Source organism: Streptomyces sp. NPDC000941 (genome assembly GCF_053599555.1).
This window is the reverse complement of the sequence record NZ_JBSFMM010000020.1, coordinates 42,398-59,078: the sequence shown is the minus strand read 5'-3', so window position 1 is coordinate 59,078 and position 16,681 is coordinate 42,398. Positions and strand designations below refer to the sequence as shown.

Below are 16,681 nucleotides of genomic sequence, written 5' to 3'. Positions count from 1 at the left end.
TCTCGGGTTGGTCTGTCTCTGGGGCCGGTCGCTCCGTCACACGTCGCGGCGGCGCAGCAGCAGCCCCGCCGCGCCCAGCGCGACCGCCACCCAGGCGCACAGCGCCACGAACGCCACCCCCGGCGAGAGCAGATCCGCCGCCGAGCCCGTCGCCATCAGGGCCTCCAGGGTCCGCGAGGGGAAGTACGCGACGGCGTCCTCCGCCGCCCCGAACGGCAGCATGCCCACCACCTCCGGCAGGATCAGCACCCCGCCGATGTACGCGCCGATCCCGGCCGGAACGCCGCGCAGCGCCGCGCCGAGCGCGAGCGAGATCACCCCGATGAGGGCGATCCCGGCCGCCGCGCCGACCAGGGCGCGGGCGATCCCCGGGTCGGTCAGCGCGGCCTCCTGGTCGGTGCCGTTCAGGAAGGTCTGGGCGAGCAGGAAGGTGGCGAAGGCGGTCATCAGCAGTGTGGCGAAGGCGGTGGCACCGAAGACGGCTGCCTTGGCCCACAGCACCGGGAGCCGGCGGGGAACGGCCGCCATGGTGGCGCGGACCATGCCGGTCGAGTACTCACCGGCCGTCACCATGACCCCGAGGACGGCCACGATCAGCTGGCTGAACTGGATGCCGAGGAGGGCGAATTGCACCGGCCCGGTGGTCCCGTCCCCGTTTCCCGAGGTGTAGTTCGCCCCGATGACCGCGCCGATGGCGATCGTCAGCAGTGCGGCGGCACCGAGCGCGAGCCCCGTGGAGCGCACCGACCACAGCTTGGACCACTCCGAGCGCAGCACGCGCCGTGTCGTCACCCGGTATGCGGCGGTGGCGGTCCCGGCCGTCGCGGCCGTCGCGGCGGTCATGCGGCGGCCCCCTCGCGGTACTCGACGGCGTCGCGGGTGAGTTCCATGAAGGCTTCTTCCAGGGAGGCGGTGTGCGGGGTGAGTTCGTAGACGGGGATGCCGTGGCGCGCCGCGGCGCTCCCGATGTGCTCGCCGTCCGCGCCGGTGACGCGGAGCGTGCCGGGCGCGTCCGAGGTGATCTCGACGCCGGGCGCGGCCAGCAGGTCGCGCAGCCGCGCCGCCTCCGGACTGACGACCCTGACCTCGCCCACCCCGGCGCTCCGCACGAACTCCTCCACGGTGGTGTCGGCCAGCAGCCTGCCGCGCCCGATGATGATCAAGTGCTCGGCGGTGACCGCCATTTCGCTCATCAGATGGGACGAGACGAAGACGGTACGCCCCTCGGCCGCCAGTTCCTTGAGGAGCGTACGGATCCACCGCACGCCCTCCGGGTCGAGGCCGTTGACCGGCTCGTCCAGGATGACTGTGCCGGGGTCGCCGAGCAGCGCGGCGGCGATGCCCAGCCTCCCCCAGCTACCGCTGGGAGGTGCCCCCTGGCCCATCCCGAGCGAGAAGCCCCCACGCGCCTGCCCGCCGCCTCGCTCAGCCCGACCTGGTCGAGGACCTGCTCGACGCGGCGACGGGGGATGCCGTGGGTGTGTGCGAGGGCCATCAGATGGCCGAGGGCCGACCGCCCCTTGTGGATGGACTTGGCCTCCAGGAGGGCGCCGGCCACGGTGAGCGGGGCGGGGTGCTCCGCGTACGGGCGGCCGGCCACGGTGACCCGGCCGCGGGTGGGGGCGTCCAGGCCGAGGACCATGCGCATGGTCGTGGACTTGCCCGCGCCGTTGGGCCCCAGAAAGCCGGTGACCCTGCCGGTCTTGACCGTAAAGGTCAGGTCCTCGACCGCCGTTCTGGCCCCGTATCGCTTGGTGAGCCCTCGTGCCTCGATCACGCCTGCCGCCTCTCGCCGCCGGGTTTCTCCTACGGCTCTTGAACCTAGGCAGCGAGCTGGGCGGACCCGTCCCCCCGCGGACGGAAGTTCCCGGGCCCCGTACGACCGTGGGGGGACGGCCCCTAAGGGACGGGGTTTTCTAGCGCACCACCAGAAACGCGTCCGCGTCCCGCGGCGGCCGGGCCGAGGGCGGCGCCGCCGCGCGGCCCACCGCGACCGCCCCCATCGGGTCCCACTCCTCGGGCAGCCCCAGCATCTGACGCACCACCGGACGGCAGAACATCGTCGACGACACCCACGCCGACCCCAGACCCTCACCCGCCAGCGCGACCAGCAGGTTCTGCACCCCGGCGCCCGCCGCCACCACGAACATCTCGCGCTCGGCGGTGCTCCGCCGGGCGTCCGGGTAGTCATGGGCGCCGTCCGCGACCAGGCAGGGCACGACCAGATAGGGCGCCTTGCGCAGCACATCCCCGCGCCGCACCCGCTTGGCGATGCTCTCCTCGGAGAAGCCGTCGCCGCGCAGATCCGCGATCCATGCCTCGCGCATCGCGTCGAGCAGCCGCAGCCGCGGCTCCTCCGACTCCAGGAGGACGAACCGCCAGGGCGTGGTGTGGTGCGGGGCCGGGGCCGTGATCGCGGCGGCCACGGCCCGGCGCACCGCGGCGCCGTCCACCGGCTCGTCGGTGAACTCCCGCACCGTACGGCGCAGCGTGACGGCCTCCCGGACGGCCTCGGAGGTCCCGAGCCGGAACATGTCGTCGGCGGCCCCGCGGATCAGGGGCCGGGCACCCAGGTCGGGGTCGGCGGAGTCGGCAGGGTCGGCGGGGTCGGCAGCGGCACTGGGGCTGACGCGGCTTTCCGGGCTGCCGGAGTGGTCCGTACCGTCAGGGCCCGCCGTACGTACGACATGCGGCAAACCCCGCACCACCGCCACCGGCAGCCCGCCCGCCTTCCCCTTGACCAGGTCTCCCGCCGAGGCCAGCTCGTCGGCCGTGGCGACCACGGTGGCGCTCAGCGGGTTGCCATGGGCGTCGGTGCCGCCGCGCAGGTCCTCCAGCACCCGCACCCCGGCCGCGCCGATGGCGACGTCGGTCACTCCGCTGCGCCACGGCCGCCCGAAGGTGTCGGTGACCACCACTCCCACCTCGACCCCGAGCGCGTCCCGCAGCCCGGCCTGGATGCGCCGCGCGGAGGCGTCGGAGTCCTCGGGGAGCAACAGCACGGTCCCGGCAGGGGTGTTGGAGGCGTCGACCCCGGCCGCGGCCATCACCAGGCCGTGCCGGGTCTCCACGATGCGGGTGCGCCCGCGCCGGGCGACGACCCGGACGGCCTCGGCGTCTATGGCGGCCTCGCGGTCCTCGGCCTGGACGACGCGCCCCTCCGCCTTGCTGACGATCTTGGAGGTGACGAGCAGGACATCGCCGTCGGCGAGCCCCGGCAGGCCCTCGGCGGTCGCGGCGTCGGCGATGAGCTTGGCGAGGTCGTCGCCGGGGCGGACCTCGGGGATGCCGGGAAGCGCCCACACGCGGTACGTCGGCGCCTGGGTCATGCCCGGGTACGTCGGGGCCTGCGTCATGCCCGTACCTCCTCGGCCAGCTTCAGGGCCTCCGCGGCCATCCGGGCCGTCGCCTCGATGTCGGTCATCATCAGCGGGACGGCGCGGCAGCGGATCCCGGCCGCCTCCACCTCGTCCACGGTGGCGGCATCCACGGTGTCCACGAGCCAGCCGTCGAGCAGCCCGGAGCCGTAGTGGCGGGCGACGGCCGCGGCGGTGGACTCGACGCCCACGGCGGCCAGCACCTTGTCGGCCATGCCGCGCACGGGCGCGTCGCCGACGATGGGGGACAGGCCCACCACGGGCACCCCGGCGTCGGCGATGGCCTCCCGGACGCCGGGCACGGCCAGGATGGTGCCGACGCTGACGACGGGGTTGGAGGGCGGGAAGACGATGACGTCGGCCCCGGCGATGGCCTCCAGCACCCCGGGCGCGGGCTTGGCCTGCTCGGCGCCGACGGGGATGACCGCGTGGGCGGGCACGGAGGCGCGCAGCCGCACCCAGTACTCCTGGAAGTGCACGGCCTTGCGCACGGGGCGGCCCTCGGCGGCCCCCTCGGCAGTCTGGGCGGCGGGGTCGTCGATCAGGACGTGTGTCTCGATCCGGTCGTCGGTCATCGGCAGCAGCCGTACGCCGGGCTGCCAGCGCGCGCACAGGGCCTCGGTGACGGCGCTCAGCGGATAGCCCGCGCCGATCATCTGCGTCCGGACGATGTGCGTGGCGAAGTCCCGGTCGCCCAGGCCGAACCACTCGGGCCCGACGCCGTACGCCGCCAGCTCATCCTTGACGGCGAAGGTCTCTTCCGCCCGGCCCCAGCCCTGGTCCTCGTGGATGCCGCCGCCGAGGGTGTACATCACCGTGTCGAGGTCGGGGCAGACCTTCAGCCCGAAGAGGTGGATGTCGTCGCCGGTGTTCCCGATGACGGTGATGTCGGCGTCCGGCGCCGCCGACTTCAGACCGCGGAGAAAACGGGCGCCGCCGATGCCGCCTGCCAGAACCACAATGCGCATGCAGACATAGTGTCAGCCGCCTAGGACACCCGATGTGTCCGGGGCGTCCGGAACGCGGCCTTCCGCCAGCTCTCGTACCGCGTCCTGCGACGGGTGCATCGGCATGTCGGTCAACCCGGGGAAGTAGATGTGCAGGCTGACGGCAGGTTCGAGCGCGTCGTTGACGACATCGTGGACATAGCCCGGCGCGAAGACGCGCTGCGCGCCTGCCCGCAAGCTGTGGCGCCCCCCGTGCCTCCCGCCGTGCCCCACCCGCTCGGTCAGCTCGCCTTCGAGGACGGTCAGCACGCCCGAGGACGCGCCGTGGTCATGGGCCCCGCTGCCCTGGCCGGGGACCCAGCTGAGCAGCCACACCTCATAGCCGGGGCCGGTGCGCAGCCGGTGGTACCAGCGGCTGGTGGCGTCGTACTGGACCAGGGGCGCCCAGCCGGCGCGGTCGGCCGCGAGGGAGCGGGCCAGGCCGGCGAAGGCGGCGACGGTGGAGGGGTGCGCGGGTGCGGGCGGCAGCAGATGCGGGATGGCGAGCGGGTCACCGGCGATCTGGATGTCGCTGTTCATAGGGGGTTCCTCGGCGGAAGGTGGCGTGGCGGTCGCGGGGGCGCCGCACGAGGCGGCGCGTAAGACGGCTGCGTCAGGCGGCCACGAGGGGCGGCGGCCGGGAGGGCGGCTGTCGGGATGGCTGGAGCTCAGGGGCTCTCGACAGGCATCAACAACAGCTGGAACAGCGACAGCGAGCCTGCACAGCGCAGCGGAACCCGTGGTCACGGGTCGCCTGGGGCGCGGGGGTCACTGACATGCGGACAAGGAGACCGGGTCGTCGACCCCCGTGTCAACTTGACCGTCCGGATGGTGGGCGACTTTCACCCCATCCGGTTGCCGGAGCCGCAGAAAGGTTTGTGCCGACCGGGAACCGGTCAGGTGGCGCAACACCCGGAATCCCCTGGGGTGCAACGGGATCGGCCGTGTTGGCGTCCTCTTCTGTGAGTAAGAGGAGGGACAAGGGTGACCGCCGGGGAAGGTGTCAGCTTTAGGCCGATTTGAACACTTTCTGCATCGCCTTGGTTCCGCAGAGTGAATAAGGGGCTCAATAGCAGATCTCGGCTTGACTGGCCCGGATCGGCGCACTTGTAATTTCACTCGTGTCGTTTTGCCGAAGGACCGACGGCAGCAGGCACGGGGACGCGATGACAGACGAGGGGCGCACATGACCGAGTTGTTCCAGCAACTGCTGGTCGAAGAGGCGGACGAGGAGCTCGGTTGGCAGGAGCGCGCACTGTGCGCCCAGACCGATCCCGAGTCGTTCTTCCCGGAAAAGGGCGGATCCACCCGTGAGGCGAAGAAGGTCTGCCTCGCCTGTGAGGTCCGTTCCGAATGCCTCGAGTACGCCCTCGCCAACGACGAGCGCTTCGGCATCTGGGGAGGTCTGTCCGAGCGGGAGCGTCGCCGTCTGAAAAAGGCCGCAGTCTGATGGCCACTGCCTGATGGACGGTGTCTGATGGCTGCTGTCCGATGGCCGGTGTCCGATGGCCGGTGTCTGACCCCACGCCATACCAGACCTGGAACCAACGGTCCGCCTCCCGCCCCCTTGGCGCCGGGAGGCGGACCGCTGTGTGCTCAGCCGTTAGTGTGGGGCCCCGTCCGAGACGCGCGGGCGCCGCCAAGGGCGTGCGCGTCCACTGCAGTCCAGCGAACCGGGGCCCGTACCTCGATGTCCGTGCACAGCCACCAGGCGGCCCAATACCCGGCCGCCAACGCCGCGTTTGCGCCCACGCAGCAACAGCAGCAAACACCGGCGTTCCCTCGCCATGTCGTCACCGCCGTGCTCGTCGCCCACGACGGCGCCCGCTGGCTGCCCGAGGCGCTGGCCGGGCTGCTCGGCCAGGAGCGGCCCGTCCAGAGCGCCGTCGCCGCCGACACCGGCAGCGCCGACAACTCCGCGCAGCTGCTGGCCGACGCGCTCGGCCCCGGCCGGGTGCTCCACCTCGCCCGCCGCAGCGGCTTCGGCACCGCCGTGGCCGAGGCGGTGCGCAGCGTCGAGGTGCTGGGCCCCGAGGAGCTGACGTACCTCAAGCGCCCCAGCGGCTGGGACCCCGTCAACCGCACCTGGCGCGACGACGCGTACGACATGCCGGAGCTGCCCCACGGCGAGCCGGTCCAGTGGCTGTGGCTGCTGCACGACGACTGCGCCCCCGCCCCGGACGCCCTCGCCGAGCTGCTGCGGGTCGCCGACGACCACCCGCGCGCCGCGATCGTCGGACCCAAGCTGCGCAGCTGGTACGACAGCAGGCAGCTGCTCGAAATCGGCGTCAGCATCGCCCGCAGCGGCCGCCGCTGGACCGGTCTGGAGCGGCGCGAGCAGGACCAGGGCCAGCACGACCAGGTGCGGCCGGTGCTGTCGGTCTCCAGCGCCGGCATGCTGGTGCGCCGCGACGTATGGGAAGAGCTGGGCGGCTTCGACCCCCGGCTGCCCCTCATGCGCGACGACGTGGACCTGTGCTGGCGCGCCCAGGCCGCCGGCCACCAGGTGCTGGTCGCGCCGGACGCCGCGCTGCGCCACGCCGAGGCCGCCGCCCGCGAGCGGCGCCCCATCGACTGCGTGGGCCGCTCGGTCGCCGGACCGCACCGCGTCGACAAGGCCGGCGCGGCCTACACGCTGCTGGTCAACAGCCGCGGGGCGGTGCTTCCGTACGTCATGCTGCGGCTGGTGCTCGGCACCCTGGTGCGCACCTTCGCGTATCTGGTGGGCAAGGTGCCCGGGCAGGCGCTGGACGAGGTCGCCGGGCTCTTCGGCACGCTGCTGCGCCCCGAGAAGATCCTCGCCGCGCGCAGACGGCGCGGCCGGCCCGTGGCCGAGAAGGACGAGCTGCGGCCGCTGTTCCCGCCGCCCGGTGCCACGGTGCGGGCCACCGCCGAGCAGATCGCGAGCAACTTCGGCGGACGGTCGGAGCCCGAGCTGTCCTCCGGCGGGCGGCACGGGGCCGTGGAGTCCGGGCCCGGCGGCGACGACGCCGACTTCCTGGAAGTCGAGCAGTTCGCCCGGCTGAAGCGGATCGGCCGCAAACCCGGGCCGATGCTCTTCGTCGTCCTGCTGCTCGTCTCGCTCGTCGCCTGCCGCGATCTGCTCGGCGGCGGGTCGCTGACCGGCGGCGCACTGCTGCCCGCGCCCGACGGGGTCTCCGACCTGTGGGCGCGCTACCTGGACGGCTGGCATCCGGTGGGGACCGGCGGGACGCAGAGCGCGCCGCCGTATTTGGCCGTGCTCGCGTCGGTCGCCACCCTCTTCCTGGGCAGCACCGGCTTCACGCTCACGCTGCTGCTGGTCGCTTCGGTGCCGCTGGCCGGCTTCACCGCGTACTTCGCCTCCCGGCCGCTCGTCGAGTCTCGGCTGCTGCGCGCCTGGGGCAGCGTCGCGTACGCCTTCCTGCCGGCCGCGACCGGGGCGCTGGCCAGCGGGCGGCTGGGTACCGCCGTGCTGGCCGTCCTGCTGCCGCTGATGGCCCGCGCCGCGGTCGCGGCGAGCGGGTTCGGGCTCGGCGAGCGGGCGCGCCGCGGCGAGCGGCCCAGCTGGCGCGCCACCTGGGCGTACGCGCTGCTGCTGACCTTCACCATGGCGTTCACGCCGATCGTCTGGCCGATCGCGGTGCTCCTGGGCCTCGGGGTGCTGGCGGTGCGGTTCGCGGAGAGCCGTACCGATCAGCTCGTGGCGTACGGGCTGCGCTTCCTCGCCGTCGTCCTCACCCCGCCGGCCGTGCTCGCGCCCTGGTCGGCCGATCTGCTGACCGACCCGGGCCGGTTCTTCGACGAGGCGGGTCTCGACTACACCACCGGCTCCGCGTCCGCCCTGCACCTGCTCGCGCTGAGCCCCGGCGGCCCCAAGTCCGGCGGAACGCTTCTGCTGCTCGGCTTCGTGCTGGCGGCGCTCGCCGCCCTGATGCGCGCCGAGCGGCAGCTGGCGGTCCGTACGGCATGGGCCGTGGCCCTCACCGGCTTCCTCTTCGCGGCGCTCACGGGCGGCTCCGGCTGGGCCGGGCCCGCGACCCTCGTCTACGGGCTGGCGCTGCTGAGCGCCGGTGTGGTGGGCGCACAAGGCGCACGGGAGCGCGTAGCGGCGCAGAGCTTCGGCTGGCGCCAGCCGCTCGCGCTGCTGATCGCGGCGGCCGCGGCCGCCGCCCCCCTGTGGGCCGCCGCGAGCTGGATGCTGAGCGGCGCGGACGGCCCGGTCGGGCGGCGCGACCCCGACCAGGTCCCGGCCTTCGTCGCGGCCGAGAGCAGCACCCGCGACCAGGCCCGCACCCTCGTCCTCGACGGTGACGCCGCCCGCGCCGACTACGTCCTGGTGCGCGGCTCCGGCGCCCGGCTCGGCGACGCCGAGCTCACCGGCGCGGCCGGCGGCGACAGCCGGCTCGACCGCGTCGTGGCCAACCTGATCGCCGGCTCCGGCGCCAACCAGACCAGCCAGCTCGGCGGCTACGCCATCCGCTACGTCCTGGTGCGCGACAGCGCGCCGCGCCAGATGGGCCGGGTGCTGGACGCCACACCGGGGCTCACCCGGCTCAGCCAGGAGGACGGCAGCGCCCTGTGGCGGGTCGACCAGCGGATCTCGCGGGTCGCCATCGTCCCCGGCGCCCAGGCGGGCGAGACGGCCGAGACGGGGGGTCAGGGCGGCTCGGCGGCCGGGTCCCGGACGGCCCCGGTGAACGTCGCCTCCGGGCCTGTCGAGGCCCACACCACCGTCCCCGCCGGCCCGGCCGGGCGAGTGCTGCGGATCGCCGACAAGGCGACGCCCGGCTGGCAGGCCACGCTCGACGGCAAGCCGCTGAAGGCGACGACCGTGGACGGCTGGGCGCAGGGCTTCGAACTTCCGGCGAACGGCGGACGGCTGGACCTGAGCTACGAAACCCCTGTCACGCACACCGCCTGGGTGTGGGCCCAGGGGCTGCTCGCGCTGGTCCTGGTGGTGCTGGCGCTGCCGGGCCGCCGCCGTACGGTCGACGACGACCTGCCGGAGGCGGAGGCCGCCGCCGCGGCGGTCTCGGCCGAGGACCTGGCGGGCGACGGGCGCCGGGCGCGGCGGCTGCGGGCCGCTGCGGAGGCGGAGGCGCAGGTCGCCCAGCAGGCGGCCGACGAGCAGGGCGGCGGCGCGGAGGAGCGGCCGTACGCGGACCAGGCCGGCCAAGCGGGCCAGGCGGATCGAGCCGACCAGGCTGGGCCCGCGGACCAGGAGCCCGCCGCGGACCCGTACGCGGCGGTGCCGCAGCAGCAGTACGGCGAGTGGGACGCCCAGCCGGACGCCCAGCCGTACGCGGGCGCGGGCTACGGCCAGTACCAGGGCGACCAGTACGCGGGCGACCAGTACGCGGGCGACCAATACCAGGGCGACCAGTACCAGGGCGGTGACTACTCCGGCGCCGGCTATCAGGGCGACCCGTACGGCCAGGGCCAGTACGCGCAGGGGCAGTACGGCCAGGACCCGTACGCACAAGGGCAGTACGCCCAAGGCCAGGCCCAGGGCCAAGGCCAGGACCAGGGCCAGTACCCGGCGGACCCGTACGCGGGCGGCCAGTACGCCGATCCGTACGCCTACGACCAGCAGCAGCCCTACGCCGACGGCGGCACGTACCCCCAGCAGCCGCAGGACGACACGACGTACGGCGGCGCCGACCCCGAGGCCCGCCGCGACGGGAGCGAGCAGCAGCGATGAACCGCACCATCCTGTCCCTGATCGGCGCCGCCACGGCGCTCGCGGCCATCACCGGCGTCGCCTCGCTGACCGCGGGGTCCTCCGACGACACGGCACCGGCGGCCAAGGCGGCCACCAGGCTGCCCGTCGAGCGCTCCACGCTCCTGTGCCCGACGCCCACCTCCTCGGACGTGGGCACCACTACCTACACCGCGTTCACCCCCAAGGGGACGGGCGCGCAGGGCACGAAGAAGGTGACCGCCGGACTGCTGCCCGCCCAGGGCCCGGAAGACGAGCAGCCGGAAGACGAGCAGAAGGACACCCAAAACAAGCAGAAGGACAAGCAAGGCACCCAGAAGGACAAGGCGAACGAGCCCGTCGTACCTCTGAAGGAGCCGGGGAAGCCGGTCACCGCCGAGACCGACCGCTCGGACGCCCCCGCGCTGATCGGCACCGCCGACGGTCTCCTGGCCCCCGGCTGGACCGTGCAGCAGACCACCACCGTGGCCGCGGGCAGCGGGCGCGGTGTGCTGGGCACCACCTGCAGCGCGCCCGACACGGACTTCTGGTTCCCCGGCGCCAGCACCGCCAAGGACCGGCAGGACTATGTGCACCTGACCAACCCGGACGACAGCGCGGCCGAGGTGGACCTCAAGCTCTACGGCGAGAACGGCCGGCTCAAGCCCTCGACCGACGAGGCGATCACGGTCCCGGGCCGGTCCACCGTCCCGGTGCTGCTCTCCACCCTGACGGACGTGGACGCGACCGACGCGACCCTCAGGGTGTCGGCGCGCTCCGGCCGGGTCGGGGCGACCGTACAGGCGGTGGACGAGTCGTTCGGCAGCGACTGGCTCCCGGCCTCGGCCGAGCCGTCGGGCAGCGTGGTGCTGCCCGGCATCCCGGCGGACGCGACCGACGTGCGCCTGGTCGTCTACGCGCCCGGCTCGGACGACGCGGACCTGAAGGTGCGGCTGGCCGGGCGGAGCAGCTCGATCACCCCGGCCGGACATGAGTCGCTGCACGTCAAGAGCGGGATGACGGCATGGGCCGACTTCGGGAACCTCACCGGGGGCGAGCCGGGCTCCCTTGTGCTCACCCCTGAGGGCGGGGCGGGCCGGGCCGCCCCGGTCGTGGCCGCGCTGCGGGTGACCCGCGGCAAGGGGACCAACCAGGAGACGGCCTTCATCCCCGCCACCACGAGCATCGAACGGAACGCCACCGCCGCCGACAACCGCTCCAAGGGCTCGACGCTGTCCCTGGTGGCGCCGAACGCGTCGGCGAAGGTGCGGGTCACCGCGTCGGCCGGGAGCGGCGGCGGCACCCCCGTCAGCAAGACGTACGACGTCAAGGGCGGCACCACGATGGCCGTGGAGCCGCCGCGCCCGGCCTCGGGCAAGGGCGGATACGCAGTGACGGTCGAGCGGGTCTCGGGCGGGCCGGTGTACGCGTCCCGGATGCTGGCGCTGCCCCAGGGCGGCGTTCCGATGTTCACGATCCAGGCGCTGCCCGACGACCGGAGCACGGTCGAGGTCCCGACGGCGCGCCGGGACCTGTCGCTGCTCAACGACGGGAAGCAGTGAATCTCCGGTGAGTTCGGGACAGCCGACACGCCACAGGACGCGGGGGTGCTCGGGCCCAAACACCACAAAAACAGAAGCACCGCCACCCCCCCCGCGGTGGTGCGGGCCCGCGCCCATGAGCCGTACGCTCCGGTGGGCGCCCGGTCAGTGCCCGGTCAGCGCCCGGTCGGCGGCGTCAGCCGGCCAGCGCGGCGCGCGCCAGGCGGGCGGTCTCGGACGGGGTCTTGCCGACCTTCACGCCCGCGGCCTCCAGGGCCTCCTTCTTCGCCTGCGCGGTGCCGGAGGACCCGGACACGATCGCACCGGCGTGGCCCATGGTCTTGCCCTCGGGCGCGGTGAAGCCCGCCACATAGCCGACGACCGGCTTGGTGACATTGGCCTTGATGAAGTCCGCGGCCCGCTCCTCCGCGTCGCCACCGATCTCGCCGATCATCACGATCAGGTCGGTGTCGGGGTCGGCCTCGAAGGCGGCCAGGGCGTCGATGTGGGTGGTGCCGATGATCGGGTCACCGCCGATGCCGACGCAGGACGAGAAGCCGATGTCGCTCAGCTCGTACATCATCTGGTAGGTCAGCGTGCCGGACTTCGACACGAGACCGATCCGGCCCGGCTTGGTGATGTTGGCCGGGATGATGCCCGCGTTCGACTGACCCGGCGTGATCAGACCCGGGCAGTTCGGGCCGATGATGCGGGTCTTGTTGCCCTTCTGGCCGGCGTAGGCCCAGAAGTTGGCGGTGTCGTGGACCGCGATGCCCTCGGTGATCACGACGGCGAGCGGAATCTCGGCGTCGATCGCCTCGATGACCGCGTCCTTGGTGAACTTCTCCGGGACGAAGATGACGGTGACATCGGCGCCGGTGGCCTCGATGGCCTCCTTGACGGTGCCGAAGACCGGTACCTCGGTGCCGTCGAAGTCGACCTTCGTACCGGCCTTGCGCGGGTTCACACCACCGACGATGTTGGTGCCCGAGGCGAGCATCCGACGGGTGTGCTTCTGGCCCTCGGAGCCGGTCATCCCCTGGACGATGACCTTGCTTTCCTTGGTGAGGAAGATAGCCATGGTGTTGGTGACCTGTTCCCTTACTTCGCAGCCGCGAGCTCGGCGGCGCGCTCGGCCGCTCCGTCCATGGTGTCCACCTGCTGCACGAGCGGGTGGTTGGCGTCGGTGAGGATCTTGCGACCCAGCTCCGCGTTGTTGCCGTCGAGGCGCACGACGAGCGGCTTGGTGACCTCTTCGCCCTTGGACTTCAGCAGTTCCAGGGCCTGGACGATGCCGTTGGCCACGGCGTCACAGGCGGTGATGCCGCCGAAGACGTTGACGAAGACGGACTTGACATCCGGGTCGCCGAGGATGATCTCCAGGCCGTTGGCCATCACCTCGGCGGAGGCGCCGCCGCCGATGTCGAGGAAGTTGGCGGGCTTGACGCCACCGTGGTTCTCACCGGCGTACGCGACGACGTCGAGGGTCGACATGACCAGACCCGCGCCGTTGCCGATGATGCCGACTTCGCCCTCGAGCTTGACGTAGTTGAGGCCCTTGGCCTTGGCGGCCGCCTCGAGGGGGTTGGCCGCGGCCTTGTCCTCGAGCGCCTCGTGCTCCGGCTGGCGGAAGGCGGCGTTCTCGTCCAGCGAGACCTTGCCGTCCAGGGCGATGATCTTGCCCTCGCCCGTCTTGACCAGCGGGTTGACCTCGACGAGGAGGGCGTCCTCCGCGATGAAGACCTTCCACAGGGTCTGCAGGACCTCGGCGGTCTGGTCGGCGATGTCGGCCGGGAACTTCGCCGCGGCGACGATCTCGTCGGCCTTCTCCTTGGTCACGCCTTCGATGGCATCGACCGGGATCTTGGCAAGCGCCTCGGGGTTCTGCTCGGCGACCACCTCGATCTCCACGCCGCCCTCGACGGAGGCCATGGCGAGGAAGGTGCGGTTGGTACGGTCCAGCAGGAAGGAGACGTAGTACTCCTCCTTGATGTCCGCGGTCTGGGCCAGCATCACCTTGTGGACCGTGTGGCCCTTGATGTCCATGCCCAGGATCTGGGTGGCCTTGGCGACCGCGTCATCCGCGTCGGAGGCCAGCTTGACGCCACCGGCCTTACCGCGGCCGCCGACCTTGACCTGCGCCTTGACGACCGCGCGGCCGCCCAGTCGCTCGGTCACCTCGCGCGCCGCCTCAGGCGTGTCGATGACTTCACCGGCCAGCACCGGTACACCGTGCTTGGCGAAGAGGTCCCTCGCCTGGTATTCGAACAGGTCCACGCGCGTCCGTCCCTTTTCCTGGAAATCGCGGTTCGTTGTCTGCGCGGGCGTGCCGCGGTGGCAGCGTGAGGACGCGATCTTTGACGAGGCGGCACACGTGCGCCGGGTACGCGGCATGTCCGTCTCGCAGGTTATCCCCGCAGGACCTGCGTCCCTAAATCGCAGATCACACTGGCGCGGTGATTACGGTCACAGATCGCGACCATACCCACCTATCTTTGTACAGCCGTGCTGCTCGGAGGGGGAAATGCCGATCGGGCGGCCCCCTCCCCAACGAGGGCCGCCCGATCGGTCAAGCAGATGCCGTACGGCGTACAGCAGGTGGTGTCATCAGATGTTCAGCCCGCCGAGGCCGTCAACACCATCGATGCCGTCGATGCCGTCGACGGTGGGCAGGTCGGCCGGGACGGTGGGCAGCTCCGCGGGCACGGTCGGCAGGTCCGCGGGCACGGCGGACAGGTCAGCCGGAACCGCCGGAAGGTCCGCCGGAACGGTCGGCAGGTCCGCCGGAACGGTCGGCAGGTCCGCCGGAACCGCCGGAAGGTCCGCGGGGACGCTCGGCAGGTCAGCCGGAACCGTCGGCAGGCCCGTGGCCGGAACCGCCGGGAGGTCCGCCGGGACCGAGGGGACACCCGGCAGGGTCGGCAGGGTCGGCAGAACCGGCAGGCCCGGGATGTTGGCGGCGTCCGTCAGGTCGGTCAGGTCGCCGGGCAGCGACGGGACCAGGGTCCGGGCGCCCGCGACCGTGTTGCCGACGACGATCTGCCCGTCGGCGGTCACGGTCATGGTCAGGCCCTGCACGAGCAGCACACTGTCGCCGGCCACGCCCGTCGCGCCGTCCTGGGCGCCGTTGGCCAGGTTCTGGGCGTACGGGGCGACCTGCAGGTACACATCGTCGGCCAGCATGCCGGCGTCACCGACGGTCTGCTGGGCCACAGGGGTCGCCTTGCCCACGACGTCGTTCCCGGCCGGGGGCAGCTCGCCCGGGGCGATGGAACCGGCGGTCGCCTGGGCGTCGCCCACGGCGCGCTGCGCCTTGCCGGCCAGCTCCTCCGGACGGACACCCGCGCCGGAGAGGGCGGCGAGCAGGTTGTCGGCCGAGCCGGGGGTGGCGGGCAGCTCAGGGGTGGCCGGGACAGTCGGCAGCTCGCCCGGGACGGAGGGGAGGGCAGGCACCGAGGGAGTGGCGGGCACGGACGGCAGCGAGCCGAGGCCGGGGAGCTGCGGGACGACGCCGGGCACCTCGCCGGTGGGCAGGTCGACGCCGCCGGTGACCTTCTTGGCGGCCTTCTGCGCCTTCTTGACGGTCTTCTTGGCCTTCTTGACAGTCTTCGCCGGGTCGACCTTGTCGGTGGCACCGCCCGCGACGCCGTCGGTCAGACCGTCGGTCAGGCCGGTCACATCGCCGACGCCCGGCAGGGCGCCCTTCGCGGCGCCGGTTACCTGCGAGGCCGCGCCGTCCACGGTGGCCTTGGCGCCGTCCACGGCCTTGCCGGCGGCACCGGTGACCTTGGAGGTGTCGGCCACGCCGTTGGTCACGTCCTTGACGCCGTCGGTCGGCAGCGTGTCCCCGGCGGTCTTGGCGGCGCCGCCGACGGTGCTGGTGACGCTGTCGGTGGACGGGACCTCGGGGAGGGTGTCCGCGTTGGCGGCGGCGGTACCGAGGGCCCAGATGCCGGTGGCGGCAGCGGCGACGAGGATGGAACGGCGGATGTTGTTACGCATGAGGGGGAAGTCCTTCGAATTCAGGGGGATGTTCGGACGGGCAGACCTGACCCGCCCCCGCGCGGCAGGTCTCAAGCAGACGGAGTGGAGGTCTGCCCTATCCGGGGAATTCGAGGACTTCGTTGAACCGCTCACGCGTGGGCGCGGAGCTCTCGGCGCGTACGGCGCCGGGGCGCAGCCAGTGGCTCGCCTGACCGCCGGGCACCAGGGCGGCATGGGTGTCCCCGCCACGGGGGGCGCCGCTGTCGCTGGTGCACTGGGCGACGGCCCCCGCCGGAGGACCGGCGGGGAAGGGGAAGGGAAGCGGCGCCGGAACGCCGTCGCCCTGGGCCGGGCCGTGCGCCGCCCGTACGACCGGGGTCCGGTCGTGATCGGCGACGGTGCGCGGCGCGGTCACGGCCGACCGCGGGGCCGTGGGCCCCATACGGGTGGCGGCGCGCGCGGCCTGGTGTCCGGATGCCTTGTCGCCCTTGGCCTGGTGGCCGTCGGACGGCTGCTGAGCAGGCACGGAACCGCTCGGACCGGTGTCGTCGCCCGCCCCGCCGAGCACGTCGGATGGCAGGTGGACGGGCAGAGACGAGCCCGTCTGGTCCAGCAGGTCGGTGACCGGCTCGGTGAGCTCCCGGGTCTGCTCCTCCACCGGCCGTACGGCATCCCGCACGGTGTCGTCGGCGACCTGCGCCGCGTCGTCGGTGGCCTTCGTGGCCTGGGCGGCGTCGTTCGTGTGCCGCTCTACGGCGTCGTCGGCGCTGTCCGTGTCGAGCAGCCCGGAGGTGGCCGACGAATCGACCGCCCCGCCCGTGTCCGTACGGTCCGCGGCGTGCGCGCTGCCCCCGAAGAGGAACGCGAGCGCCAGGAAACCCCCGAGGAACAGCGCCGCCAGCAGCGCCCGCCGCGCGGCCGCGGTGCGCGGCAGGCGCACTGCGACAGGCGTGGCGGACACAGCAGACAAGATCGGAGGCCTTCCCAGACGTACGGGCATACGGGCATACGGAACAGGGCGAAGCAGAGTTGGATCGACCAATCGGAAGGTCAGATTCACTTCCTGGGCGATGGGTTGATCCTTGCACGACGGGCGGGGGGCGGCGCAACCCC

Annotated in this window: 11 protein-coding genes and 1 pseudogene; 3 read left to right on the top strand and 9 right to left on the bottom strand. The window is 72.9% G+C overall.

What is annotated here, in order from left to right; translation table 11 throughout:
* Positions 1-36: 36 nt before the first annotated feature.
* From ACWDSL_RS09785 to ACWDSL_RS09765, 5 genes and pseudogenes are all read right to left on the bottom strand, one after another.
* Positions 37-843, bottom strand: coding sequence for an ABC transporter permease (locus ACWDSL_RS09785; protein ID WP_450483463.1), 807 nt, complete (start codon positions 841-843; stop codon positions 37-39).
* Positions 840-1,777, bottom strand: a pseudogene (locus ACWDSL_RS09780) (ATP-binding cassette domain-containing protein). Before ACWDSL_RS09780 ends, ACWDSL_RS09785 begins: the two are co-directional and overlap by 4 nt.
* A gap of 139 nt (positions 1,778-1,916) precedes the next feature.
* Complete coding sequence (locus ACWDSL_RS09775; RefSeq protein WP_450483461.1) at positions 1,917-3,356, bottom strand: coenzyme F420-0:L-glutamate ligase; 1,440 nt, start codon at positions 3,354-3,356, stop codon at positions 1,917-1,919.
* Complete coding sequence (cofD, locus tag ACWDSL_RS09770; protein WP_450483459.1) at positions 3,353-4,345, bottom strand: 2-phospho-L-lactate transferase; 993 nt, start codon at positions 4,343-4,345, stop codon at positions 3,353-3,355. Before cofD ends, ACWDSL_RS09775 begins: the two co-directional genes overlap by 4 nt.
* A gap of 12 nt (positions 4,346-4,357) precedes the next feature.
* Positions 4,358-4,903: a cysteine dioxygenase gene (locus ACWDSL_RS09765; RefSeq protein WP_450483457.1), complete on the bottom strand. Its 546-nt coding sequence runs from the start codon at positions 4,901-4,903 to the stop codon at positions 4,358-4,360.
* Between the two features lie 646 nt (positions 4,904-5,549).
* Here ACWDSL_RS09765 and ACWDSL_RS09760 point away from each other — a divergent pair.
* The 3 genes from ACWDSL_RS09760 to ACWDSL_RS09750 all read left to right on the top strand — a co-directional run bounded on the left by ACWDSL_RS09760 (position 5,550) and on the right by ACWDSL_RS09750 (position 11,605).
* Positions 5,550-5,813 (top strand): WhiB family transcriptional regulator, encoded by a 264-nt coding sequence (locus tag ACWDSL_RS09760; protein WP_004952403.1) that lies wholly within the window; start codon positions 5,550-5,552, stop codon positions 5,811-5,813.
* 240 nt (positions 5,814-6,053) lie between these two features.
* Complete coding sequence (locus ACWDSL_RS09755; protein WP_450483455.1) at positions 6,054-10,046, top strand: glycosyltransferase; 3,993 nt, start codon at positions 6,054-6,056, stop codon at positions 10,044-10,046.
* Positions 10,043-11,605 (top strand): DUF5719 family protein, encoded by a 1,563-nt coding sequence (locus ACWDSL_RS09750; protein ID WP_450483453.1) that lies wholly within the window; start codon positions 10,043-10,045, stop codon positions 11,603-11,605. The genes ACWDSL_RS09755 and ACWDSL_RS09750 overlap by 4 nt, the downstream gene beginning before the upstream one ends.
* Before the next feature lie 175 nt (positions 11,606-11,780).
* On the opposite strand, the gene sucD is transcribed toward ACWDSL_RS09750, so the two are convergent.
* The 4 genes from sucD to ACWDSL_RS09730 all read right to left on the bottom strand — a co-directional run bounded on the left by sucD (position 11,781) and on the right by ACWDSL_RS09730 (position 16,529).
* Positions 11,781-12,665: a succinate--CoA ligase subunit alpha gene (sucD, locus tag ACWDSL_RS09745; RefSeq protein ID WP_014177349.1), complete on the bottom strand. Its 885-nt coding sequence runs from the start codon at positions 12,663-12,665 to the stop codon at positions 11,781-11,783.
* Between the two features lie 20 nt (positions 12,666-12,685).
* Complete coding sequence (gene sucC / locus ACWDSL_RS09740) at positions 12,686-13,861, bottom strand: ADP-forming succinate--CoA ligase subunit beta (RefSeq protein ID WP_450483451.1); 1,176 nt, start codon at positions 13,859-13,861, stop codon at positions 12,686-12,688.
* 330 nt (positions 13,862-14,191) lie between these two features.
* Positions 14,192-15,586, bottom strand: a complete 1,395-nt coding sequence (locus tag ACWDSL_RS09735; RefSeq protein WP_450483449.1) for a hypothetical protein — start codon at positions 15,584-15,586, stop codon at positions 14,192-14,194.
* Between the two features lie 97 nt (positions 15,587-15,683).
* Positions 15,684-16,529: a hypothetical protein gene (locus ACWDSL_RS09730; protein WP_450483447.1), complete on the bottom strand. Its 846-nt coding sequence runs from the start codon at positions 16,527-16,529 to the stop codon at positions 15,684-15,686.
* Between the last annotated feature and the right edge of the window lie 152 nt (positions 16,530-16,681).